Origin of the sequence: Nonomuraea rhodomycinica, from assembly GCF_013363995.1 — a bacterium.
Classification (GTDB): domain Bacteria; phylum Actinomycetota; class Actinomycetes; order Streptosporangiales; family Streptosporangiaceae; genus Nonomuraea; species Nonomuraea rhodomycinica.
In genome coordinates, this window is the sequence record NZ_JABWGO010000008.1 from 23,820 (window position 1) to 47,574 (window position 23,755).

At 74.0% G+C, this 23,755-nt stretch carries 18 protein-coding genes; 11 read left to right on the plus strand and 7 right to left on the minus strand.

The genetic code is table 11. The annotated features are described in order from the left end of the window. Positions 1 to 49: 49 nt before the first annotated feature. Together HT134_RS28340 and HT134_RS28345 are read left to right on the plus strand one after the other, a co-directional pair. Positions 50 to 2,536, plus strand: a complete 2,487-nt coding sequence (locus HT134_RS28340; protein ID WP_175603530.1) for a hypothetical protein — start codon at positions 50 to 52, stop codon at positions 2,534 to 2,536. Positions 2,537 to 2,683: 147 nt separating this feature from the next. Then, complete coding sequence (locus HT134_RS28345) at positions 2,684 to 3,628, plus strand: hypothetical protein (protein ID WP_175603531.1); 945 nt, start codon at positions 2,684 to 2,686, stop codon at positions 3,626 to 3,628. Between the two features lie 90 nt (positions 3,629 to 3,718). Here HT134_RS28345 and HT134_RS28355 read toward each other — a convergent pair whose 3' ends face one another. Both HT134_RS28355 and HT134_RS28360 read right to left on the minus strand, forming a co-directional pair. After that, entirely contained in the window at positions 3,719 to 6,850 is a 3,132-nt protein-coding gene (locus tag HT134_RS28355) for a helix-turn-helix transcriptional regulator (protein ID WP_312888502.1), read from the minus strand. Between the two features lie 52 nt (positions 6,851 to 6,902). After that, on the minus strand, positions 6,903 to 7,358 hold the full coding sequence (locus HT134_RS28360) for a GNAT family N-acetyltransferase (RefSeq protein WP_175603532.1): 456 nt from the start codon (positions 7,356 to 7,358) through the stop codon (positions 6,903 to 6,905). Positions 7,359 to 7,421: 63 nt separating this feature from the next. Here HT134_RS28360 and HT134_RS28365 point away from each other — a divergent pair, with 63 nt between their 5' ends. Then, a complete protein-coding gene (locus HT134_RS28365; RefSeq protein WP_312888503.1) occupies positions 7,422 to 7,937 on the plus strand; it encodes a DUF402 domain-containing protein in 516 nt (171 codons plus the stop codon). Between the two features lie 26 nt (positions 7,938 to 7,963). Here the strand turns inward: HT134_RS28365 and HT134_RS28370 are convergent, their stop codons facing one another. Genes HT134_RS28370 through HT134_RS28385 form a run of 4 tightly spaced genes read right to left on the minus strand, consistent with a single transcriptional unit; the run spans position 7,964 to position 13,610 of the window. Then, complete coding sequence (locus HT134_RS28370; protein WP_175603533.1) at positions 7,964 to 9,100, minus strand: acyl-CoA dehydrogenase family protein; 1,137 nt, start codon at positions 9,098 to 9,100, stop codon at positions 7,964 to 7,966. A 6-nt stretch (positions 9,101 to 9,106) separates the two neighbouring features. Next, positions 9,107 to 10,018 carry a hydroxymethylglutaryl-CoA lyase gene (locus tag HT134_RS28375; RefSeq protein WP_175603534.1) on the minus strand — a complete coding sequence of 304 codons (912 nt, stop codon included), beginning with the start codon at positions 10,016 to 10,018 and terminating at the stop codon, positions 9,107 to 9,109. Further along, entirely contained in the window at positions 10,018 to 12,033 is a 2,016-nt protein-coding gene (locus tag HT134_RS28380) for an acetyl/propionyl/methylcrotonyl-CoA carboxylase subunit alpha (RefSeq protein ID WP_175603535.1), read from the minus strand. The genes HT134_RS28375 and HT134_RS28380 overlap by 1 nt, the downstream gene beginning before the upstream one ends. An 8-nt stretch (positions 12,034 to 12,041) precedes the next feature. Further along, on the minus strand, positions 12,042 to 13,610 hold the full coding sequence (locus HT134_RS28385) for a carboxyl transferase domain-containing protein (protein ID WP_175603536.1): 1,569 nt from the start codon (positions 13,608 to 13,610) through the stop codon (positions 12,042 to 12,044). Between the two features lie 64 nt (positions 13,611 to 13,674). On the opposite strand from HT134_RS28385, the gene HT134_RS28390 reads away from it, so the two are divergent. The 5 genes from HT134_RS28390 (at position 13,675) to HT134_RS28410 (ending at position 17,459) form a co-directional block, all read left to right on the plus strand. After that, a complete protein-coding gene (locus HT134_RS28390) occupies positions 13,675 to 14,283 on the plus strand; it encodes a TetR/AcrR family transcriptional regulator (protein WP_175603537.1) in 609 nt (202 codons plus the stop codon). A 95-nt stretch (positions 14,284 to 14,378) separates the two neighbouring features. After that, positions 14,379 to 15,017 (plus strand): PadR family transcriptional regulator, encoded by a 639-nt coding sequence (locus HT134_RS47160; protein ID WP_175603538.1) that lies wholly within the window; start codon positions 14,379 to 14,381, stop codon positions 15,015 to 15,017. Then, entirely contained in the window at positions 15,018 to 15,995 is a 978-nt protein-coding gene (locus HT134_RS28400) for an ATP-binding cassette domain-containing protein (RefSeq protein ID WP_175603539.1), read from the plus strand. A gap of 30 nt (positions 15,996 to 16,025) precedes the next feature. Then, positions 16,026 to 16,886, plus strand: coding sequence for an ABC transporter permease (locus tag HT134_RS28405; protein ID WP_175603540.1), 861 nt, complete (start codon positions 16,026 to 16,028; stop codon positions 16,884 to 16,886). A 93-nt stretch (positions 16,887 to 16,979) separates the two neighbouring features. Then, the gene (locus tag HT134_RS28410; protein ID WP_175603541.1) at positions 16,980 to 17,459 is read left to right on the plus strand and encodes a hypothetical protein; all 480 of its coding nucleotides are present in this window, start codon (positions 16,980 to 16,982) and stop codon (positions 17,457 to 17,459) included. A gap of 55 nt (positions 17,460 to 17,514) precedes the next feature. On the opposite strand, the gene HT134_RS28415 is transcribed toward HT134_RS28410, so the two are convergent. Then, positions 17,515 to 18,867 carry a hypothetical protein gene (locus HT134_RS28415; RefSeq protein WP_175603542.1) on the minus strand — a complete coding sequence of 451 codons (1,353 nt, stop codon included), beginning with the start codon at positions 18,865 to 18,867 and terminating at the stop codon, positions 17,515 to 17,517. 196 nt (positions 18,868 to 19,063) lie between these two features. Between HT134_RS28415 and HT134_RS28420 the strand changes: the two genes are divergently transcribed. The 3 genes from HT134_RS28420 (at position 19,064) to HT134_RS28430 (ending at position 23,752) form a co-directional block, all read left to right on the plus strand. Beyond that, positions 19,064 to 21,283 carry a thiamine pyrophosphate-dependent enzyme gene (locus HT134_RS28420; RefSeq protein ID WP_175603543.1) on the plus strand — a complete coding sequence of 740 codons (2,220 nt, stop codon included), beginning with the start codon at positions 19,064 to 19,066 and terminating at the stop codon, positions 21,281 to 21,283. Between the two features lie 218 nt (positions 21,284 to 21,501). Beyond that, positions 21,502 to 22,485 (plus strand): LacI family DNA-binding transcriptional regulator, encoded by a 984-nt coding sequence (locus HT134_RS28425; protein WP_175603544.1) that lies wholly within the window; start codon positions 21,502 to 21,504, stop codon positions 22,483 to 22,485. Next, a complete protein-coding gene (locus HT134_RS28430; RefSeq protein WP_175603545.1) occupies positions 22,472 to 23,752 on the plus strand; it encodes a serine/threonine-protein kinase in 1,281 nt (426 codons plus the stop codon). Before HT134_RS28425 ends, HT134_RS28430 begins: the two co-directional genes overlap by 14 nt. Positions 23,753 to 23,755 lie beyond the last annotated feature (3 nt).

Genomic DNA, 23,755 nt, shown 5'->3' on the forward strand with positions numbered 1-23,755 from the left:
GCGTATCGCCTGGCAACGCTGTTCACTCTGGGGAGGTTAAGGTCCGCCGATGGAAGTCGAGTCATCGATCTGCCTGAGCGACCTGGTCCCCGCCCTGCGCTGGAGCAGGCCCCAGCAGGTCGCGGAGGCGCTGGGCGACCCGCGTCTGCCGGCCGCGTGGTGGTCCTCCGTGTCGCTGTCGCGGGCGCTCGCGACAGCCGGACTCGACTGGATCTGTGAACGGGTCGCCCGCCTGGCCGCGGCCCGCTGGGATCACCTTCCGCTGTCCGACCTCCTTCCGGCGCTCTCGGTGCACCGGGTGGACCCGGCGCTGCCCGGCTGGTCCGACGCCACCCGTACGGCCGTGGCCGGCCTCGGCGGCTGGCAGCGGCTGCGCCGGCTCTCCCCCGCCGACCTGGCCACGCCCTCCGCGACGCCGGAGGTGGTCATCGACTCCGTGCTGCGCGAGGTGCTCGGCCGCATCCAACACGAGCTGACGCAGACCGGCGCGACCGCCGCCGTACGGGCCGGTCATCCCGAGGTCACCCGCCCGTTCGTCCCGCGCCCCGCCGGCGCTTCCGGTGAGGGCGCGGCCGTGTCTTCCGGTCCGTTCCCCGCCCAGCCCGCCGCCCACCAGACGGGCTCGTTCCCGGTGCAGCCGCAGAGCGGGGCCTTCCCCGCGCAGCCCGAGTCGCAGAGCGGCGGCTTCCCGGCGCAGCCGCAGGCCGCCCAGCAGAGCGGCGGGTTCCCGGCCCAGGCGCAGGCCGCCGCCCAGCAGAGCGGCGGCTTCCCCGCGCAGGGCGAGGGGGCGCCGCACCAGACGGGCGGCTTCCCCGCCGCGGGCCAGGACGCGGCCCCCCAGCCGGGCGTCGCGCCGCAGCAGTCGGGCCCCTTCCCGGCCGCCGGCCAGGGCCCCCGGCCGCACCAGACCGGCTCGTTCCCCGCCGCGGGCCACGAAGCCCACCAGACGGGCAGCTTCCCCTCCGCCGGCCCCGAAACCCACCAGACCGGCGGCTTCCCCGCCGCCGGCCCCGAAACCCACCAGACCGGCGGCTTCCCCGCCGCCGGCTCCGAGCCGCGCCAGGGCGGGGGCACCTCGCAGCGCGACACGGGCGCCTTCCCCGGGCAGCCGGGCTCCGACACCGGGTCGTTCCCCCGCCCGGGCACCGCCGGTTCGCCGGACACGGGCGCGTTCCCCGGCCGGCCGGGTGCCGCCAACGACACCGGCGCCTTCGCCCGGCCCGGCACCGCCGGCCGGCAGGACACGGGCGCCTTGCCCGTCCGGCCCGGCGCGACCCCCACCGGTCCCCTCCCCCGTCCGGGCGTCCCCGCCCAGGACGGCCAGGCCCCAGGCTCCGCCCAGCCGGGACAGCCCGGACAGCCGGGACAGCCGGGCCCGCAGACCAACGGCCAGCGCCCGGCGGTCCCCGTCTCCTCGCCCCTCATGGGCGACTACACCGGAGCCCCGGCCTCCCCGGCGCCGTCGCCCGTGCCGTCCGACATGGACCACGCGATGGTCCGGGTGGTGGACAGCCTGTTCCGCGGGCTGGACAAGCTGGAGCTCGCCGTGGCGGTCCACCGGCTGTTCGCCGAGGACCCCGTCAGCCTCCGTACGCTCGCCCACAAGATGCTCGTCGACCGGGAGGCGCTCTCCCACGCGCAGCGCACCGCGGAGGAGCGCGTCCTGCACTGGCTGCGCTCCTCGGAGTCGGCGCCCGTGACGGGCCACATGTTCCGGTTGACCGAGTGGCTCGGCGCCGCCGCCACGCAGGAGCAGCTCATCGGCGCCGACCCGGCGCACCCGGTGATCGTGCCGTCGCTGCGCACGCCGCTGTGGCGGGTGCTCGTCACGCTCATGCCCGACCGCCGTCTCCAGGACGGGTGGCTGGTCGTGGGCGACATCCAGCGGCTCCAGGCGCGTACCCGGCAGTTGCTCGCCTCGCAGCCGGCCGACGCCGACGTGGTGGAGCTCCTCGGCGAGCTCGGCATCCGGGCGCACTCGGCCAAGGCGTGGCTCGAAGCGCTGCCCCCGGAGACCTCGGCGCACGACGCGGCGGCCGCCCCCTCGCCCGCGCAGCCGCTCCCCCGGCGCACGCCCGGGGCCAACGGACACCACCACCGCGGCGGCCAGCCGATCCCCGCGGCCGGCGCCGGCTCCATCGACCCGTCGGCGGCGCTGGCCACGCTCTCGGCCCTGTCGGGCGGGCGCTCCCCCATGCTGCCCAGCCTCGCGGGCGCGCCGTCCACCCCGCCGCCGCCCATCCCGGGCCCGTCGTCCGAACCGCGCCGCTGGCAGCGCATCGAGGTGACGCCCGAGCACCTGCGCGGCGGCCCTGTGCCGGTCCCGGAGGGGTACGCGGCGCAGCTCGGGATGCGCCCCGGCACGCTCCTGTCGGTGACGGGGCCGGGGGACAACGCCATCGTCCTGGTGTGGCAGGGCCACCAGCCGGTCTTCGACTCGCTCCAGCCGGTGCTGATGCGCCTGAACGCCCGGCCGGGCGACCAGGTGTACGTCACGGTGGACGGTTACCGCCTCGAAGCGCAGCTCACCGGCTGACCCTGAAGAGCGGGGCACCACGGTCCAGAGGCCTCGGCCGGCCGGCGGCGTCACCGTGCGGAGCCCCCGGAGGCGGGTGAGCCGCGTCCGGGGAGCTCCTCCCGTGGCGCGTTGAATCCCTCGTCACGGATGGCTTAGGGTGCGGCGATGAGGGTGATCGACTGGCTGCTCGCGTCCGACCCGGCCATCCGCTGGCAGGTGCTGCGCGATCTCACGCCCGCCTCGCCCGGCGAGGTCGCCGCGGAGCGGGCGCGCGTGGAGCACGAGGGCTGGGGGGCTCGTCTCCTGACGCTGCAGGGCGCCGACGGCCTGTGGGACGGCGGCGCCTGCTTCCCCGCCTCCTACCCGGGCGACGAGCCGGGGCAGCCGTGGACGGCGACGATGCACACCTTGCAGACCCTGCAGATCCTCGGGCTCGACCCGGCGTCGGAGGCGGCGCGCCGCGCGATCTCGCGCGTCGCCGAGCACGGACGGTGGGAGCACGCCGGGCAGCGCTACTTCGACGGCGAGGTCGAGCCGTGCATCAACGGCCGGACGATCGAGACCGGCGCCTACTTCGGGGTGGACGTCTCGGCGATCGTGGAGCGGATCGTCGGCGAGCGGCTCCCCGACGGCGGGTGGAACTGCGAGGCCGAGAACGGGTCCGTGCGCTCGTCGTTCCACACGACGGTCAACGTCCTGGACGGGCTGCTCGCGTTCGAGCGCGCGACCGGCGGCTCCGCCGAGGTGCGCGAGGCGCGGCGCGGCGGGGAGGAGTACCTGCTCGAACGGGGCCTGTTCCGCCGCAGGAGCACCGGCGAGGTCGCCGACGCGGCGTATCTCGACTTCGCCTTCCCGTACTACTGGCACCACGACGTGCTGCGCGCGCTGGACTACTTCAGGCGGTCGGACGCCGGGCCGGATCCCCGTCTGGCGGAGGCCGTGGAGATCGTCCGCTCGAAGCGGCGGCCCGACGGCCGCTGGCCGCTCGACCGCGTCCATCCGGGTCGCGTCCACTTCGCCGTCGAGGACGGCGTGGGCAGGCCGAGCCGCTGGAACACCCTCCGCGCGCTCCGCGTGCTCGACTGGTGGCAGGACCCGCCCTCGGCCTGACCCACGCACCCTGTCCGAGGGAGGGACGTCGGGAGGCCGTTCTCCCGAGCGTTGAGCCCTTCTCCCGAGCGCTGCGCCGTGCCCTGAGGGCTACCGCGGGCCGTCGAAGAGGCGGAGGCGGTGGGCCGTGGCGGCGGCCTCTCCCCGGGACGCGACCCCCAGCTTGGCCAGGATGTTGGACACGTGGACGCTCACCGTCTTGACCGCGATGACCAGCTCGCCGGCGATCTCGCGGTTGCTGCGCCCAGCCGTGACGAGCCGGAGCACCTCCAGCTCGCGGGCCGTCAGCCCCAGCGGCGCTCCGACCGGGGCGCCGTCGGCGCCGCCGGCCCGTGACCGGCCCGGGGCGGCCTGGGGGCGGCCCAGCATGGCGTCGAGCCGGTCGAGCAGGGGCGCGGCCTTCAGGGGTTCGGCCAGCTCGCGGGCCCGCGCCACGCGGGCCGCCGCCTCCTGGCGCTCGCCGCACGCCAGCGCCGCGCGAGCCGCGTCGGCCAGGGCCAGCGCCTCCGAGTACGGCTGGCGCAGCGCCGCCCAGGCCGCCACGGCCTCGTCCCACGCCTTGAGCCGCCACGCGAGGTCCCCCTCGCCGCCGCCTCCGAGAGCCCGCGCACCCGCGGCGTCGGCACCGCCACCGACGCCCGCACCTCCGTCCCGGACGCCGCCGACGCCCTCGCCGCCACCCGCACCACCGTCACGGACGCCGCCGACGCCCGCACCGCCACCCGCACCACCGTCACGGACACCGCCGACGCCCGCACCGCCACCCGCACCACCGTCCCGCGCACCGCCGACGCCGACGGCCGCCGGGCCGTCCGCGTGCCGCGGTCCCGTCAGGGCCGTGAACGTCAGCCAGTGGGCCCGCTGGAGGGCGCCCTGGACCTCCATCCGCGCCACCACCTCCACGGCCTCCGGCGGCAGCGGCCCGCCCATGCGGGCGACCGTCACCAGCAGCGGCCACAGGTAACGCGGCCCGGCGCCCTCGGCGTGCTCCCGCAGGGCCCGCACGGCCGCCTCCCGCGCGTCGTCCGGCCGGCCGCGCGCCAGCAGCAGGGCGACCTCCCGGCCGGCGTGCGGCAGCACGTTCTGGTCGCGGAAGACGCCGCGCGACAGGACGAAGCGGGCCCGCTCGAACGACTCCTCCGCCCGGTCGAGCTGCCCGCGGGCCAGCGCGATGTCGGTGCTGAAGCCCTGCAGGCTGGCCTGGTGCGGCGGCGGGGGCAGCAGGTCGAGGGCGTGCTCGATGACGTCGAGGGCCTCGTCCCAGCGGCCGAGCGACAGCAGCGGCTCGGCCAGGTTGATCGACAGGAACGCGCCCGAGGTGCGGGCCACGCCGTACCGCTCGGCCTCGGCGACGCCGTCGCGGGCCACCCGGGCCGCCCGCTCGTGCAGGCCCGCGCCCTCCAGCGTGTCGGACTCGGAGATGGCGCAGCCGAGCAGCGCGTTGAAGGCGTCGGCCCCCAGGGCCAGCCGCCGGGCCTCGGCGAAGCCGCCGAGGTGGTCCTCGGACCGGGCGTAGTCGCGGGCGCGGGCCCAGGTGAGGGCGATCAGGGCGTGGGCCTCGCAGGCGGCGTCGCCCACCTCGCGGGCCAGCGCGATGGCCTGCTCGGCGGTGGCGATCTTCTCGTCCCACACGTCGTTGGTGTGCAGCATGCGAGCGAGGTTCTCCAGGACGCGGGCGCGCAGCCGGGAGGGCCCGTCGGCCGTCAGGGCCGCCGCCTGGCGCAGGTCGTCGATGTGGCCGAAGCGGCCCGCGTCGTAGCGGAGGATGCCGCGCTTGCGCAGCAGGACGGCGGACCGGATCGGCTCGGCGTCGCGGTCGAGCTCGGCCATGGCCGCCCCGGCCAGGGCGATGCCGCGCTCGTACTCGCCCGCCAGATGGGCGACCGTCACGGTCTGGGACAGCACCTCGACGTGGTCGGCGCCGATGCGCTCGGCGGCGTCGGGCACCTGGCCCCACAGCTCCAGCACCCGCGACAGCATGCGGAGCTGCTCGTCGTAGGCGGTGGACTTGCGCGCGGCGGCCGCCGCCGCCCAGGCGCTGACCAGCGCCCAGGTGGCGTCGTGGGCGGAGTGCCAGTGGTGGGCCAGCTCGATCGCGCCGCGCGGGGCGGGCAGGATGGACGGATCGCGCTCCAGCGCCTGCGCGAAACGGGTGTGCAGGCGGGTGTGCTCGCCGGGCAGCAGGTCGTCGTGGAGGGCCTCGCGGATCAGCGCGTGGCGGAAGGAGTAGCCCTCGCCGTCGACGACGAGGACGTTGCCCGCGACGGCCGGGCGCAGCGCGCGTGACAGCTCGGCGTCGTCGAGGCCGGAGACGGCCGACAGCAGCGCGTGCTCGATGTGCTGCCCTCCGGCGCTGGCCACGCGCAGCAGCTCCTGGGTCTCCTCGGGCAGCCGCTCGACGCCGGCCAGCAGCAGGTCGCGCAGCGACTCGGGCAGCGACAGGCCGCCGCCGGCCTCGCTGAGCAGCGCCTCGACGAACAGCGGGTTGCCCTCGCTGCGCGCGTAGATCAGCTCGATGTCGGCGGGCCTGGGCTCGCGCTCCAGGATGCTCGCCGCCTGCTTCACGACCTCGCGCCGGGTGAGCCTGCGCAGCTCGATCCGGTCGACCCAGCCCACCCGGCCCAGCTCGGCCAGCAGCGGGCGCAGCGGGTGGGTGCGGCGCAGCTCGTCGGTGCGGTAGGTGACGACGATGAGCAGGCCCGCGTCGGAACGCTGGTAGCGGACGAGGAACGACAGCAGGTCGCGGGTGGAGCGGTCGGCCCAGTGGGCGTCCTCGACGACGAGCACCACCGGCTGGTCCTCGGCCAGCCGTTCGAGCAGCCCGAGCACCTGCTCGAACAGCCTGGCCCGGGCCTCGGCGCCGTCGCCGTCGGGCTCGCCGAACTCGGGCAGCAGCCGGGCCAGCCCGCGCGTGGTGCCGCCGGGCACGAGCGCGGCGATCCCGTCGCGGCCGCGCTGGCGCACCAGGCCGCGCAGCACGGCGCTGAAGGGGGCGAACGGCAGGCCGTCGGTGCCGAGCTCCAGGCAGCCGCCGACCAGCACCAGCGCGTCTCCGGCCCGGGCGGTGAACTCCCTGACCAGCCGGGTCTTGCCCACGCCCGCCTCGCCGCCGACGAGCACGGTGGACGACGATCTCGCGCGGGCGCGGGAGAGGGCGTCGCCGAGCGCGGCCAGCTCACCCGCCCGGCCGACGAAGAGGGGGCTCACCGTGTGGATCGTCACGCCCTACAGGATGCCATCCGCCTCCGACAGGACGAGCCCGCCCCGTACGCTCCTACCTGAGCATCTTGCGGAAGAACGCGGCCGACTCCTCGTAGCCGAGCGCGTGGTAGAACTCCGGCGCCCGCCGGGTGGCCATCGACACGTACCGGGCGCCGCGGGCGCGGGCCCACCGCTCGCACTCCTCCAGCAGCGCCCGCCCGATGCCCTGCCGCCTCGACCCGCGGCGCACCATGGCCTCCTCCACCCAGGCCACCGGCCCGTTGGCGAACAGGGTCAGGTGCGCGAACCCCAGCAGGTAGCCGTCGACCCGCCCGCACATCACGGCGGTGATCAGCAGCGCGTCCTCGTCGCGCAGCAGCCGCGGCAGAGCCGCGTCGAACGCGGCCCGCTCGGGCCGGAACGTCAGCGCGAACTCCCGGGCCAGCCCGAACAGCTCGTCGGCGTCGGATTCCGTGGCCCGTCTGACGACCAGCTCCCCTGCCGTCCCCACGGTGTCGATCGGCGTCATGATCCGACCGTACGTCACCCCCTGCCCTGGGCGGGGCGCGGGCCTTGGGTTAGCGTTCCGGGCGTGAGCGAGATCATGGTGGTCTACCGCAAGTACGGGGGCGCGCTGCACTGGCACCACCGGGGGACGCTGCTCGGCGAGGACGAGCACGGCGTGTGGGTCGGGGTCCCCGACGGCACCCTGGCCCGCAAGGGCACGGACCCGCCGGTCAGGTGGGAGACCGGGATCGTCATGCTGTTCCCGCGTGACGCGTGGTGGACGGCGAGCTTCCACGTCCCGCCGCACCGGACCGACGTGTACGTGGACGTCACGACGGTGCCCGAGTGGCGCGAGGGCGAGGTCACCGAGGTGACCATGGTGGACCTCGACCTCGACGTCATCCGGATGCGCGACGGGCGGCTGTTCCTGGACGACGAGGACGAGTTCGCCGAGCACCAGGTGCTGCTGGGCTACCCGGCGGAGGTGATCGCCAGGGCGGAGGAGACGGCCGCCATGCTGATGACGGCCGTGGGCTCCCGTCAGGACCCGTTCGGCGGCGCCCACCAGCCGTGGTTCGCCCGCGCCGGCCGCCCCGGCTGACGGCCGCGGGCCGCGGGCCGCGCGGGTCAGAGGTCGCCGAGGCCGAGCTGGCGGGCGATGAGCATGCGCTGCACCTCGCTCGTGCCCTCGCCGATCTCCAGGATCTTGGCGTCGCGGTAGAAGCGGCCCACGGGGAACTCGTTCATGAACCCGTACCCGCCGAAGATCTGCGTGGCGTCGCGGGCGTTGTCCATGGCGGCGTTCGAGGAGACCAGCTTGGCGATGGCCGCCTCCTTCTTGAACGCCTGCCCGGCCAGCATCCGCTCGGCGGCGTGGTAGTAGGCCAGGCGTGCGGTGTGGGCCCGGGCCTCCATGTCGGCGATCTTGAACTGGATGGCCTGGTAGTGGCCGATCGGGTGGCCGAAGGCCCGGCGGTCGCGGACGTAGCGCAGGCACTCGTCCACGCAGCCCTGCGCGAGGCCGACGCCGATGGCGGCGATGGCGACGCGCCCCTCGTCGAGGGTGCGCAGGAACTGGGCGTAGCCGCGCCCGCGCTCGCCGAGCAGGTTGGCGGCGGGCACCCGGCAGTCACTGAAGGCCAGTTCCCGGGTGTCGGAGGCGTTCCAGCCGACCTTGGAGTACTTCTTGGACACGGTGAAGCCGGGCGTGCCGCTCGGCACGAGGATCGTGGAGATCTCCCGCTCGCCGGTGAGCGCGGCGACGGCGACCACGCCGGTGATGTCGGTGCCGGAGTTCGTGATGAACGCCTTCGTCCCGTTGATCACCCATTCGGCGCCGTCGAGCACGGCCGTGGTGCGCATGCCGCCCGGCACGTCGGAGCCGCCGCCCGGCTCGGTCAGCCCGAACGCGCCCAGCAGCTCGCCCGTGGCCAGCCTGGGCAGCCACTCCTCGCGCTGCTCGGGCGTGCCGAACCGGTAGATCGGCATGGCGCCCAGCGACACCGCCGCCTCCAGCGTGATGGCCACGCTGGAGTCGACGCGGGCCAGCTCCTCCAGGGTCAGGCAGAGGGCGAAGTAGTCGCCGCCCATGCCGCCGTACTCCTCGGGCAGCGGCAGCCCGAACAGGCCCATCGCGCCCATCTGCCGCACGATGCCGTACGGGAACTCCTCCCGCTCGTAGTGGTCGCCTATCACCGAGGCGACGACGTCGCGGGCGAACGCCTCGACGGTCTTGCGCAGCTCTTCGTACTCGCCGGTCAGCATGGGTGGTCAGCCTTTCGAGAGGGCTTGGACGACGCGGGACGGGCTGGGGCGGCCGAGCAGCCCGGCCAGCCAGGTGCTGGTCTCCACGAGCTTGCCGAGGTCGAGGCCGGTCTCGACGCCGAGGCCGTCGAGCATCCAGACGAGGTCCTCGGTCGCGAGGTTGCCGGTGGCCGACTCGGCGTACGGGCAGCCGCCGATGCCGCCCGTGGACGCGTCGACGGTGGTCACGCCGGCCCGGAGCGCGGTCAGCGTGTTGCCGAGCGCCTGGCCGTACGTGTCGTGGAAGTGGACGGCGAGCCGGTCGGGCGAGCCGAACGCCTCGATGAGCGCGGTGACGTGACCGGGCGTGGCCACGCCGATCGTGTCGCCGAGCGACAGCTCGTAGCAGCCGAGCCCGAGCAGCCGCTCGCCCACCTCGACGACCTGCGGGATCGGCGTCGGCCCCTCCCACGGGTCGGCGAAGCACATGGAGACGTACGCGCGGACCCGCACCCCCGCCGCCACGGCGCGGGCGACGACCGGCTCGAACATGTCGAACTGGCTCTCCAGGCTGCGGTTGAGGTTCTTGGCGGCGAACGTCTCGGTGGCGCTGGCGAAGACGGCGATCTCGTCCACCTCCATGGCCAGCGCCCGGTCCAGGCCGCGCTCGTTCGGCACCAGCACCGGGTAGCGGACGCCGGGCCGGCGCTCGACCCGGGCCAGCAGCTCCTCGGCGTCGGCGAGCTGCGGCACCCACTTCGGGTGGACGAAGCTGGTCGTCTCGATCACCTTGTGCCCGGCGCCGGCCAGGCGCGCGACGAACTCCGCCTTCGCCTCGACGGGGACGACCGCGGCCTCGTTCTGCAGCCCGTCGCGCGGGCCGACCTCGTAGACGGTGACCTGGTGGGGCAGGCCCTCCAGCCCGTACGGCCGGCGCATCACGACTCCTCCCCGGGCGTGACGACGGCGAGGACGGCGTCCATGTCGACGGGACGGCCGGCCTGGGCCGGCAGCTCGGTGACGCGGCCCGCGAGCGGGGCGGTGACGGTGTGCTCCATCTTCATGGCCTCCACGATGAGCAGCGGCTCCCCCTCGGCGACCAGGTCGCCCGCCTGGACCTTGACCACGAGCACGGTGCCGGGCATGGGGCTGCGGACCACGCCGTCGCCCGTGCCCGCCGCTCCGGGGCGGTCGCCGGGGTCGCCGATGAGGTGGCGGGTGAACGCCCAGGCGGAGCCGTCGCGGCCGAGCCAGAGCGTGTCGCCGTCGCGGGCGCAGGCGTAGTGGCCGGTGCGCCCGCCGAGCGTGACGGACAGGCGGGAGCCGTCGCGCCGGATCCGCGCGGGCATGGCCGCGCCGTCGGACAGGTCACCGGGGTGGTCCTCAGGGCGGTCGCCGGGGTGGTCGTCAGGGTGGCCGCCGGGCACGCGCACCTCGGCCGCCTCGTACGGCAGGCCGCGCGCCTGGACGGCGTGCACCCCGCCGCGCGACTCCAGCCGCCACGTCGTCCAGGCCCGCTCGCCGATCCGCCACCCGTCGGTGACCTCCCACGGGTCCGCGCCCTGGGGCAGCGCGTGGAAGGCCAGCGCGGCGGCCGCCAGCGCCTCGGCGGGCGGCTCGCCGGCGAGCGGCAGGTCGGGCAGGACCCGTTCGACGAGGCCGGTGTCGAGCGCGCCGGAGCGGACCGCCGGGTGGGTGACGAGGGCGCGCAGGAACGGCACGTTCGTGGTGAGGCCGAGCACGGCGGTGCGGGCCAGCGCCTGGTCCAGGCGCAGCAGCGCCGCGTCCCTGGACGGGGCCCACGCGATCACCTTGGCCAGCATGGGGTCGAACTCGCTGCCGACGACCATGCCCTCGGACAGGCCGGAGTCGACCCGGACGCCCTCGCCCTCGGGCTCGCGCAGGGCGAGGACGCGCCCGCCGGTCGGCAGGAAGCCGCGCGCGGGGTCCTCGGCGTAGACGCGGGCCTCCACGGCGTGGCCGCGCAGCCGGACGTCCTGCTGGCCGAAGGGCAGGGGCTCGCCCGCCGCCACCCGGAGCTGGAGCTCCACCAGGTCGAGGCCGGTGACCAGCTCGGTGACGGGGTGCTCCACCTGCAGACGGGTGTTCATCTCCATGAAGTGGTGCTCGCCGGTCGTGCCGTCCACGATGAACTCGACCGTGCCGGCCCCCGTGTAGCCGACCGCGCGGGCCGCCTCGACGGCCGCCGCGCCCATGCGGGCGCGCAGGCTCTCGTCCACGAACGGCGACGGTGCCTCCTCGACGATCTTCTGGTGGCGGCGCTGGAGGCTGCACTCGCGCTCGCCGAGGTGCACGACGCCGCCGTGGGCGTCGGCCAGCACCTGGATCTCGATGTGGCGGGGGTTGGCCACGTAGCGCTCGATGAGCAGCGTGTCGTCGCCGAACGCGGCGCGGGCCGTGCGGCGGGCCGAGGCGATGGCCTCGGGCAGCTCGGCGGCCGAGCGGACCAGCACCATGCCCTTGCCGCCGCCGCCCGCGGACGGCTTGATCAGGGCCGGGAAGTCGGCCCAGCCGGCCAGCGACTCGGCGGGCTCGGCGGCGCCAGGGACGACGGGCACGCCGGCGGCCGACACGGTGGCCTTGGCCCGGATCTTGTCGCCCATGGCGTCGATGGCCTCGGGCGGCGGGCCGACGAAGACCAGCCCGGCCTCGGCGCAGCGGCGGGCGAAGGCGGCGTTCTCGGCGAGGAAGCCGTAGCCGGGGTGGACGGCCTGGGCGCCGGACGCCTGGGCCGCCGCGACAATCGCCTCCATATCCAGATATTTCGGGATCTGGAGGGCTTGGTCGGCGTCCAGCACGTGCCGCGCTCCCGCGTCCGACGCGGTGTGCACGGCCACGGACGCGATGCCCAGCCGGCGCAGCGTCCGGATCACCCGGACGGCGATCTCGCCCCGGTTGGCGACGAGGACGGTGTCGAACAGCGAAGGACTCATGCGCGCGGTCACATCCGGAAGACGCCGTAGCGGACGGGTTCGAGCGGGGCGTTGGCCGCCGCGGACAGGGCCAGGCCGAGGACGGTGCGGGTGTCGACCGGATCGATCACGCCGTCGTCCCAGAGCCGGGCCGTCGAGTAGTACGGGTTGCCCTGGTGCTCGTACTGGGCGCGGACGGCGTCGGCGTCGGCGGAGCCGACCGTGGTCAGCACGTTGGCCGCCTGCTCGCCGCCCATGACCGAGATGCGGGCGTTCGGCCACATCCACAGGAACCGCGGCGAGTACGCCCGCCCGGCCATCGCGTAGTTGCCCGCGCCGAACGAGCCGCCGATGACGACCGTGAACTTCGGCACCCGGGCGCAGGAGACGGCCGTGACCATCTTGGCGCCGTGCTTGGCGATGCCGCCCGCCTCGTACGCCTTGCCCACCATGAAGCCGCTGATGTTCTGCAGGAACACCAGCGGGATGCCGCGCTGGTCGCACAGCTCGATGAAGTGGGCGCCCTTCAGCGCCGACTCGCTGAACAGGATGCCGTTGTTGGCGACGACGCCGACGGGGTGGCCGTGGACGTGCGCGAAACCGGTGACGAGCGTCGGGCCGTACTCGGCCTTGAACTCCAGGAACCGCGACCCGTCCACGACGCGCGCGATGACCTCGCGCACGTCGTAGGGCCGGCGGGTGTCGCCGGGCACGATGCCGTACAGCTCGCGCGGGTGGTGGCGGGGCTCCTCGGGCGCGCTCACCGGCCACGGCCGGGGCGCGCGGGGCGCGAGCGTGGAGACGATGTCGCGGACGATGGCCAGCGCGTGGGCGTCGTCGGCGGCCAGGTGGTCGGTGACGCCGCTGACCCGGGCGTGCAGGTCGCCGCCGCCCAGCTCCTCGGCGCTGACCTCCTCACCGGTGGCGGCCTTCACCAGCGGCGGGCCGCCGAGGAAGATGGTGCCCTGGTCGCGGACGATGACGGCCTCGTCGCTCATGGCGGGCACGTACGCGCCGCCCGCCGTGCAGGAGCCGAGGACCGCGGCGATCTGCGGGATGCCCTGCGCGGACATCGTGGCCTGGTTGTAGAAGATGCGGCCGAAGTGCTCGCGGTCGGGGAAGACCTCGTCCTGCTTGGGCAGGAAGGCGCCGCCGGAGTCGACGAGGTAGACGCAGGGCAGGCGGTTGTGCAGCGCCACCTCCTGCGCGCGCAGGTGCTTCTTGACGGTGACGGGGTAGTACGTGCCGCCCTTGACCGTCGCGTCGTTGGCCACGACCACGCACTCGCGCCCGGAGACCCGCCCGACACCGGTGATGATGCCGGCGGCCGGCGCCTGGTCGTCGTAGAGGCCGTTCGCGGCCAGCGGCGACAGCTCCAGGAAGCGCGAGCCGGGGTCGAGCAGGCCGTCGACCCGGTCGCGCGGCAGCAGCTTGCCGCGCTCGACGTGGCGGCGGCGCGCCCGCTCCGGGCCGCCCTGCGCCGCGGTCGCGAGCCGGTCGAGCAGCTCGGCGGCGAGCCGCTCGTTGTGCTCGGCATTGTGCTTGAAGTCCTCGCCACCGGGGTCGGCGGACGACTTCAGCACGGGCCAGTCGCTCATGACTCCCCTCTCGTCCTGGTCGAGATGTTAGTCACCGTTAACGTAACCGTCTAGCATGTGAGACGTGACGATCGCCCGTACCCCTACCCGCAATCGCGGCAACCGGCGCGCCGAGATCCTGGACGCCGCGGCCCGGCTGTTCGCCGCCCGAGGCTTCCACGGGGTGTCGATCGAGGACATCGGCGCGGCGGTCGGCGTCTCCGGCCCCGCCCTCTACCGGCACTTCGCGGGCAAGGAGGCGCTGCTGGCCGAGATGCTCCTCGACGTCAGCTCGCGGCTGCGCGAGTCGGCCGCGGCCGTCGTCACCTCCGTCGCGACACCGGCCGCCTCCTCGGCCGAGACGCTGGACGCGCTGCTCGACGTGCAGATCACCTTCGCCCTGGAGCAGCCGGCGCTGATCACCGTGCACGACCGGGAGCTGGGCAACGTGCCCGAGCCGCACCGGCGCCGGATCCGCCGGCTGCAGCGCCTGTACGTCGAGGAGTGGGTGACCGTGCTGGCCGAGCTGCACCCGGGCTGCCCGGCGGCCCGGCTGCGCGCCGCCACCCACGCGGTCTTCGGGCTGCTGAACTCGACCCCGCACAGCGCGGGTGAGCTGCCGGCGCGCGACATGCGCCCGCTGCTGCGCGCGATGGCCCGGGCGGCCGTCGACGCCGCTGTTAACGTCCGCTAACACCGCCGCCTTTTGTCGGGCTTGCGACACATAGGGCATTGTCCTGCCAACTATCTAGATATATCGTCACAGTATCTCGATAGTTGGAGAGGATCATGATGACGTTCGACCCCCATGACTGGCGCGACCATCCGCCGTTCCCGCCCATGCCCCCGGGCCGGCACCCCGGCCACCACGGCCACCATGGCCACCCGGGCCCGCCAGGCCCGCCCGGCCCTGCGGGGCCGCCACCGCCGCCACCGCCGCATCTGCACCTTCCCGGCATCCCGCCGGGCTGGGAGGGCGAGGCGCCCCGCGTGCGGCGCGGCGACGTGCGCGCGGCGCTGCTCAGCCTGCTCGCCGAGGAGCCGAAGAACGGCTACCAGATGATCCAGGACATCGAGTCCCGCAGCCGCGGGATCTGGCGGCCGAGCCCCGGCTCGGTCTACCCCGCGCTCCAGCAACTGGAGGACGAGGGCCTGATCGTCGGCGAGGAGGGCGGGGGCCGCCGCGCGTACCGGCTCACCGAGCGGGGCCGCGAGCAGGCCGAGCGCCACCTGCGCGACTCGGCCCCCTGGGACGAGGTCGCCCGCACGATCCCTGAGGACCGCCACGAGCTGCGGCTGCTGTGGGGCCAGCTCGGCGAGGCGTTCACCCACCTGACGCACACGGCCAACGACCGGCAGGTCGCGCAGGCCAAGAAGCTGCTCCAGCAGACACGCAAGTCCATGTTCCAGATCCTCGCGGAGGGCTGAATGAGCACCGGACCGGCCGTGGCCGTCCACGGCTTACGCAAGAACTACGGCAAGGTCGAGGCCGTCAAGGGCGTCGACTTCGAGGTGGCGCCCGGCGAGGTGTTCGGCTTCCTCGGGCCGAACGGCGCCGGCAAGACCACCACGATCAGCATGCTGTGCACACTGGTGGACCCCACCGGCGGCAGCGCGCTCGTCGCCGGGCACGACGTGGTCCGCGAGCGCGACGAGGTCCGCCGCAACATCGGGCTCGTCTTCCAGGACCCCACCCTCGACGGCTACCTCAGCGCCGAGCAGAACCTGCGCTTCCACGCCGAGCTGTACGGCGTGCCGAAGAACGTCGTCGGCGACCGGATCCGGCAGGTCGTGGAGATGGTGGCGCTCTGGGACCGCAAGGACGCCAAGGTCATGACGTTCTCCGGCGGCATGAAGCGGCGCCTGGAGATCGCCCGTGGCCTGCTCCACTCCCCCCGGGTGCTGTTCCTCGACGAGCCGACCGTCGGGCTCGACCCGCAGACCCGCTCGGCCATCTGGGGCTACATCAACGAGCTGCGCCGGCTGGAGGACATCACCATCTTCATGACCACGCACTACATGGACGAGGCCGAGTACTGCGACCGCATCGCGATCATCGACCACGGCGAGGTGGTGGTCATCGACTCCCCGGAGGCGCTCAAGGCCAGCGTCGGCAAGGACCGCGTGCAGATCCACACCGGCGACGACGCCGCGGCGATCGCGGCGCTGCGCGAGCGGTTCGGGGTGGAGGCGGCCGTGCGCGAGGGGGCGGTGACGTTCGCCGTGGCCTCGGGCGAGGAGTTCGTGCCGCGGCTGTTCGCCGAGCTCGGCATGCCCATCACGTCGGTCAGCGTGTCGCGGCCGTCGCTGGACGACGTGTTCATGTCCTACACCGGCTCCACCATCCGCGACGCCGAGTCGGGCGCCGACGCGATGTCGTGGATGCGCACGATGGCCAGGCGATGACGATGGCGAGGCGATGACGATGGCGAGGCGATGACGATGGCGACCGAGGCGATCAGCGTCCGGATCCCGGCCCGCGGCGCGGGCCACGACCTCCGGGCGGTCAAGGTGGTGCTGCACCGGGAGCTGCTGCGCTTCGTCAACGACCGCACCCGCATGGCGTCCATGCTGCTGCAGCCCGTGCTGTGGCTGTTCGTCATGGGCACGGGGCTCGGCTCGCTGGTGCGCGGCTCCATCCCGGGCGTCGACTTCCGCACGTTCATGTACCCGGGCATGATCTCGATGACGGTCATCATGACCGGCATGTTCTCGGCCGGCTCGATCGTCTGGGACCGCGAGTTCGGCTTCCTGCGCGAGATGCTCGTCGCGCCGGTCTCGCGCAGCGCGATCGTGGTGGGCAAGTGCCTGGGCGGCGCGCTCGTCGCCACCGGCCAGGGCGTCGTCATCCTGGCCATGGCGGGGCTCGTGGGGGTGCCCTACTCGCCGTCGCTCATGCTGACGCTGCTGGCGGAGATGTTCCTCGCGGCGTTCACGATCACCGCGTTCGGGGTGACGCTGGCGGCGCGCATGAAGAACATGCAGACGTTCTTCGGGCTCATGCAGATGGCGATCATGCCGATGATGTTCCTGTCGGGGGCGATGTTCCCGCTGGCCAACCTGCCCTCATGGCTGCACGTGCTGACGGTGGTCAACCCGATGACGTACGCGGTGGACCCGATGCGGCACGCCGTCTTCAGCCACCTGGACGTCCCGGCCCAGGTCGACGCGGTCCTCAACCCGGGGGTGCGCTGGTTCGACTTCCAGGTGCCGGTGGGGCTGGAGCTGGGCCTGGTGGCGGCCCTGGGACTGGCCCTGATGACGGCCGCCATCGCGCAGTTCCGGCGCGCTGAGTAGTTCTCGGATTCGATGTGCGACGAACTGGTGACCGAATGTAGTCTTCTCCGCGTGGGCGCTCACCCCCCAGTCCGCTTCCGAAAGGAACCCCCAATGGTCGATCTGCAGATGGAAGTCGAAGACCTGAAGCTCCGGGTCAAGGCTCTCGAAGCTCATACGATGAACGGCATGGGTGACATGACTGTCGCGGAGCGATTCGGATCCCTGCACGACCGCGTCGACATGGTCGGAGACAACATCCTGACCAAGATGGGCACCGGGTTCCAGAACGTCAACCGACGGCTGGACCTCATCGACCTCCGCCTCGGACCGGTCGAGGACCGGCTCCGGTTGATGGGTGATCGCTTCGAGTCGATCGACCTGCGGTTCGACGCGATGGACCGCAAGTTCGAGGCGATCGACCAGCGGTTCGAGACCATGGACCAGCGGTTCGACACCATGGACCAGCGGTTCGACACCATGGACCAGCGGTTCGACACCATGGACCAGCGCCTCGGGCGAGTCGAGAGCGACATGACCGACATCAAGGCCATGCTTCTCAGCCTCGGGGCGAAGGCGCCCGAACAGAACTGACACGCGTGAGGCCCGGGGCTCTCGCCCCGGGCCTCACGTCGTGCGCCGGTGAGAGCTACCGCCTCACGACGCGCACATAGTCCGCACGGCTGGTGTCGCCGTACGTGTCGCCGTCCCCGGCGTAGACGAACTTCCACGAGCCCGACTTCCACGCCTTGACCTTGGTCCACAGCTTGCCGCTGTCACCGGACCGGGTGGTCTTGACGTACTGCCAGGAGCGCGCGTGCGCGGGCTTGAAGTACAGCGCGACCTTGCCCGCGTACCCCTCCCAGGTGCCCTCGTCGTCGATCTGCAGCAGGCCCCGGACCTTCAGGTACTTGCCGCGCTTGACCGGCTCCGGGTAGGCGTTGAACGCGACGACGCGCGTGCCGGCCTTCTCCGCCGGCGGCGGCGTGGGCTGGTCCACCCGCACCCAGTCGGCGTCGCTCGCCGAGCCGTCGAAGCCGCGGGCGCCGCGGAAGACGGCGCGCCACCAGCCCGACCCGGCGGCCGTGGCCGAGGCGAGGAAGCGGCCGTGGCGGCCGGTCACGTCGCTGGTGACGTACTCCCAGCGGTCCGACCCCTGGGCCTTGAACAGGATGGCGACCCGCTGGCCCGGCACGCCGTGGCCGTCGGAGCGCAGGGCGCCGGTGAAGCGGAGCGTGTCGCCCTTGTCGACCGGCTCGGGCGACGCGTCGAAGCCGGCGATGTCGGTGTCGCGGTCACCGGCCCGGACGTCCACCCGGTCGGTGTCGCTGACGGAGGACGCGGCCTCGGCGTTGCCGCCGAACTCGGCCCGCCACCAGCCGGTGGCGTCGGCCCTGACGCGGACGGCGAAGGCGCCGCCGGGGCCGGTGGCGGCCTTGGCGACGTGCCGGTAGGCGTCGGTGCCCTGCTCGCGGAACGTGACGGTCACGCTCTGCCCGGCGTAGCCCTTGCCGCCGGCGAGCAGCGTGCCGGAGACCTTGATCGTGTCACCGCGGGAGACGCGGTCGGGGTCGGCGTCGAAGTCGACGATCTTGGTGTCGAGCTGCTTGCTGACCTCGAACGTCCCGGTGACGGACTTCTCTCCCGAGCCGCCCGAGCCGTGCGCCACGGCCAGGACGTTCCACGTGCCGGCGTCCTTGGCCTCGAAGGAGCGGGTGCCGGTCCACCTGGTCCACTGGCCGAACGGCTTCGAGGTGAGCGTGATCGGGCTGCCGGCGCTCACGCCGGGCGCCTTGAGCTGGAGCTCGGCCGAGCCGGCGTCCTTGGTGGCGAACGAGAAGGTCGCCGTCACGGCCTTGTCGGAGACCACGATCGGCGGCCCGGGGTCCACGTCCACCTTGGTGATGGCGGGTGCCGCGGCGGCCGAGGCGGCCGGGGCCAGGACCAGGCCCCCGGCTCCCATCGCGAGCACGACGGCGGCCGCACGGATGCGTTGTAACATTCGGGTTCCTTTCAGAGACCCCAGTGGTTCAACGCGGCGTTTGAGGGTGCCACGTTTCACCCCAGTAGACGCACAGGAAGCCCTCAGTGTTCATAAACCTGACAAACTCGCATAGATCACCGTCAATCGGACCGGTCCAGAACATGTCACCGCCGAAGGCAGACGCGGGCGGCGGCGGGGAGACATAATCGGGCTTGTGGCGCGGGACACAGTTGAGACTCACTTCATCGAAGCGGTAGCGGCGCTGACGGCGGCCCCGGCGAGAGATCCGGGCCGTCCCGTCCGAGAGGGGAGCCCGCTGACCGGCGAGCAAGCCCGCACGCTGTTCCACCGCCAGGTCGACAGCCGCCTCCTCGACATCGCCGCGCGCTGGCTGCGCGAGCGCGACGAGGGCTTCTACACGATCGGCTCGGCCGGTCACGAGGGCAACGCGGCCGTCGCCGCCGCCCTGCGGCCCACCGACCCGGCCCTGCTGCACTACCGCTCCGGCGCCTTCTACCTCACCCGTTCCGAGCAGGCCGGACGACTGCCCGACCAGGGCCTGCGCGACGTCCTGCTGGGGCTGTGCGCCGCCGCCGAGGAGCCCGTGGCGGGCGGCCGGCACAAGGTGTTCGGCCATCCGGACCTCGCGATCATCCCGCAGACCTCGACGATCGCCAGCCACCTGCCGCGCGCGGTCGGCGTCGCCTTCGCCGTCGAGCGCGGCCGGGCGCTCGGCGTCCCGACGGCCTGGCCCGACGACGCGATCGTGGTGTGCAGCTTCGGCGACGCCTCCGTCAACCACGCCTCCGCGCTGACCGGCCTCAACACCGCCGCCTACGCCACCCACCAGGGTCAGGCGATGCCGATCCTGTTCGTCTGCGAGGACAACGGCATCGGCATCAGCGTCCGCACCCCGAAGGGCTGGGTGGAGGCCGCGGCGCGGCGCCCCGGCATCGCCTACTTCCCCGCCGACGGCTGCGACCTGGTCGAGGCCCACGACGCCGCCGTGCGCGCCGCCGAGCACGTGCGCACCCACCGCTCCCCCGCGTTCCTGCACCTGAGGACCGTGCGGCTGATGGGCCACGCCGGCTCCGACGTCGAGGTCGCCTACCGCACCCAGCGCGAGTTGCGCGCCGACCTGGAGCGCGACCCGCTGGTCGCGGGCGCCCGCCTGCTCGTCGAGGCGGGCCTGGTCACCCCCGAGGAGCTGCTCAGGAAGTACGAGTCCACGCGCGAGCACGTGCTGCGCATCGCGCTGGAGACCACCCGCGCGCCCCGGCTGGGCTCGGCCGCGGAGATCATGGCGCCGATCGCGCCACGCCGGCCCGACCTCATCGCCAAGATCGCCCCGCTCGCCGCCGACCCGTCCGCCCGGGAACGCGCCTTCGCCGGCACGCCGCCCGAGGCCGAGAAGCCGATGACGCTCGCCCAGTCGATCAACCGCACGCTGGCCGACGCGCTGGCCGTCCACCCCGAGATGATGGTCTTCGGCGAGGACGTCGCCAAGAAGGGCGGCGTGTACGGCGTGACCCGCGGCCTGCAGAAGCGGTTCGGCGCGGGCCGGGTCTTCGACACCCACCTCGACGAGCAGGCCATCCTCGGCCTGGCGCTCGGGTCGGGCGTGTCGCGGCTGCTGCCCGTACCGGAGATCCAGTACCTCGCCTATCTGCACAACGCGCTGGACCAGATCCGCGGCGAGGCGGCCACCCTGTCGTTCTTCTCCAAGGGCGCCTACCGCAACCCGCTCGTGGTGCGGGTGGCGGGCTACGCCTACCAGAAGGGGTTCGGCGGCCACTTCCACAACGACAACGCGGTGGCCGCGCTGCGCGACATCCCGGGCCTGGTGATCGCCTCGCCGTCGCGGCCCGACGACGCCTCGGCGATGCTGCGCACCTGCCTCGCGGCGGCCCGCACCGAGGGATCGGTGTGCGTGTTCCTGGAGCCGATCGCGCTCTACCACACCAAGGACCTGTTCGAGGACGGCGACGGCGGCTGGCTGGCGCCGTACACGCCGCCCTCGCGCTGGAGCGAGACGCACGTGCCGATCGGCCGGGCGCGCTCCTACGGCGACGGGCGCGACCTGACGATCGCGACCTTCGGCAACGGCGTGCGGATGAGTCTGCGCGCCGCCGTGCGGCTGACCCAGGAGGGCTACAGCTGCCGGGTGCTGGACCTGCGCTGGCTCGCGCCGCTGCCCATCGACGACCTGCTGCGCTCGGCCGAGCTGACCGGCAAGGTGCTCATCGCCGACGAGACCCGCCACACCGGCGCGGTGTCGGAGGGCATCGTGGCCGAGCTGGTCGACGCGGGGTTCTCGGGGCAGATCGCCCGGGTCACGTCCTCCGACAGCTTCGTGCCGCTCGGCGCCGCCGCCGATCACGTGCTGCTGTCGGAAGAGGAGATCGAGCAGGCGGCCCGCAAGCTGCTCGGCTGAGGATCGGACGGACGGCCCTCGCCAGAGCCGGGCGGCCTTCGCGGAAAAGCAGGCGGCCCGCGCGGAAAAGCGGCGCGCACGGGGAGGCCACCGCGCGCGATTTCTCCCGTGTGCCCTGACGTGCACTTCCTGACCGCGAGCGTGACTGCATCTGTTAACAGCCCCGAAACACTGGTAGTTTAGGGAGCGCTCCCAATAGATCTTGGGCGAGGTGCGCCGTGACCGATTTGCCCACGCTCGCACAGGTAGCGGCCGAAGCCGGGGTCTCCCAGGCGACGGCTTCTCGCGTATTGACTGGCACGGTCAGGGTCAGCACGTCGACCCGCCGTCAGGTCTACGACGCGATGTCGCGTCTGGGGTACGTGCGCCATCGGGCGCCGCGCGGCGCTCCCGCGCGGCGGGCGGCCGGTGGGGTGGCGGTGGTGGTCTGCGACCACCTCCACCGGTTGTTCTCGGACCCGTACTACGCGCGGTTCCTGTCGGCGAGCGGCGACGTCCTGGCCGAGCTCGGCCTGCCGATGATGGTGATGACCGTGCCGCCCGCCGATCCGGGCACGCTGCCCGCGCTCGCGGCCGGAGCCGACGGGGTGCTGCTGATCGCGGCCCGCAAGCAGCACCCGCTGGCGATCACGCTGTCCACCTCCGGCATCCCGGTGCGCGGGATCGGCCGGCCGCCCGACGACGTGAAGGTGCCGTACGCCGACGTGGACAACCGCGACGGGGCCCGGCAGGCGGCCGAGCACCTGCTGCTCGGCGGACGCCGGTCCATCGGCGTGATCGCCGGCCCGCCGACCCTGCCGGCCGCGCAGGACCGGCTGGAGGGCTTCGTCACGACGCTGCGCCAGGCCGGGATGGACGACGTCCCGGTCGCGTACGGCGACTTCGGGCTGCCGTCGGGCACGCACGCCATGCAGTGGCTGCTGCGCCGCTGCCCCGGCCTGGACGCGGTGTTCGCCGCCTCCGACCTCATGGCCGCCGGGGCGCTCAACGCGCTGGCCCGGGCCGGCCGCAGGGTCCCGGACGACGTCGCGGTGATCGGGTTCGACGACTCACCGCTGGCGCGGCGGGCGGTCCCGGCGCTGACGACGGTGCGCCAGCCGGTGGAGGAGCTGGCCATCCTGGCCACCCGGCTGCTGCTGTCCGGAACCGTCTCGGTCAACCCGATCCTGCCCGCGGAGCTGGTCGTCCGTGCATCAGCATGAGCCGGGGGACGTCCTGGCCCGCCGGTACGTGCTGCTGGAGCGCATCGCCTCCGGCGGCACGTCGGTGCTGTGGCGGGCGCGTGACACCGCGCTGGAGCGGCTCGTCGCGGTGAAGGTGCTGCAGGAGGAGCGGGAGCTGGCCCGCAGGGAGGCCAGGACCACCGCCCGGCTGGAGCACCCGGACGCCATCGAGGTCTACGACTACGGCGAGACGGTCACGGCGCGCGGCCGGGTCGCGGCGTACGTGGTGATGCGGCTGCTCGACGGCGTGCCCCTGGCCGAACGGCTGTCGGCGGGGCCGCTGCCGTGGCGGGAGGCGGCGGCCACGGCAGCGCGGATCGCCCGGGTGCTGGAGGCGGCGCACCGGCAGGGCATCGTCCACCGCGACGTGTCGGCCGAGAACGTGCTGCTGACCGGGTCCGGGCCGAAGCTGCTGGACTTCGGCATCGCCGCGCCGATCGGCGACCCGGACGACCAGCGGGGCACGCCGCCGTACGTCTCGCCGGAGCGGCTGGCGGGCGCGCCGGTCCATCCGGCCGTGGACGTGTACGCGCTCGGGGTGCTGCTGTTCGAGATGGTCACCGGCGCCCCGCCGTACCCGGAGACCACCTGGGAGGAGCTGGAGGGGGCGCGCAGGACGCGGCCGTGCCCGCGCGCGGCGGGTGTGCCGGGCGAGCTGGCGGCGCTCTGTCAGCGCTGCCTCGACCCGTCGCCCGCGCGGCGGCCCACCGCCGGTGACGTGGCGCTGCGGCTCGCCGCGGCGCTGCGCCGCGCGGCGGTCCGCCGCAGGCTGCGCTACGGGCTGGCGGTGCTGGCGCTGGCGCCGGTCGCGGGGACGGCGCTGTGGCTCGGCCCGCGGGCCGCCGAGCAGCCGCCCCTCGATCCGGGAGCCGCCGAGCAGGCGCCCCACGTGCCGGTCGGCCCGTCGTCGGCGGTGGCCGAGCCGCAGCCCCAGGAGACGGCCGCCGGCCTCCCGGCGGCGGCGCCCCTGGTCTCCTCATCGCCGCGATACTCGTTCGCGGCGCGCCCCCTCCCCCACGCCCTGGACCGCTTCCACGACGAGCTCAGCGCCGGCGCCGCGGCCGGCCGGATCCGGGCCGACGCGGCGCTGGACCTGCGCCAGACGATGGCGCACGTCACCTCGCGCGGCGGGGTGGCGGAGGTGCGGCGCAAGCTCGGCGACCGGCTGCGCGAGGGCGCGGTCGAGCCGGGCCTGCGCGGCGACCTCGACGCCCTGCTCGCCGAGATCGCCGCGGCCCTGGGGTGAGCG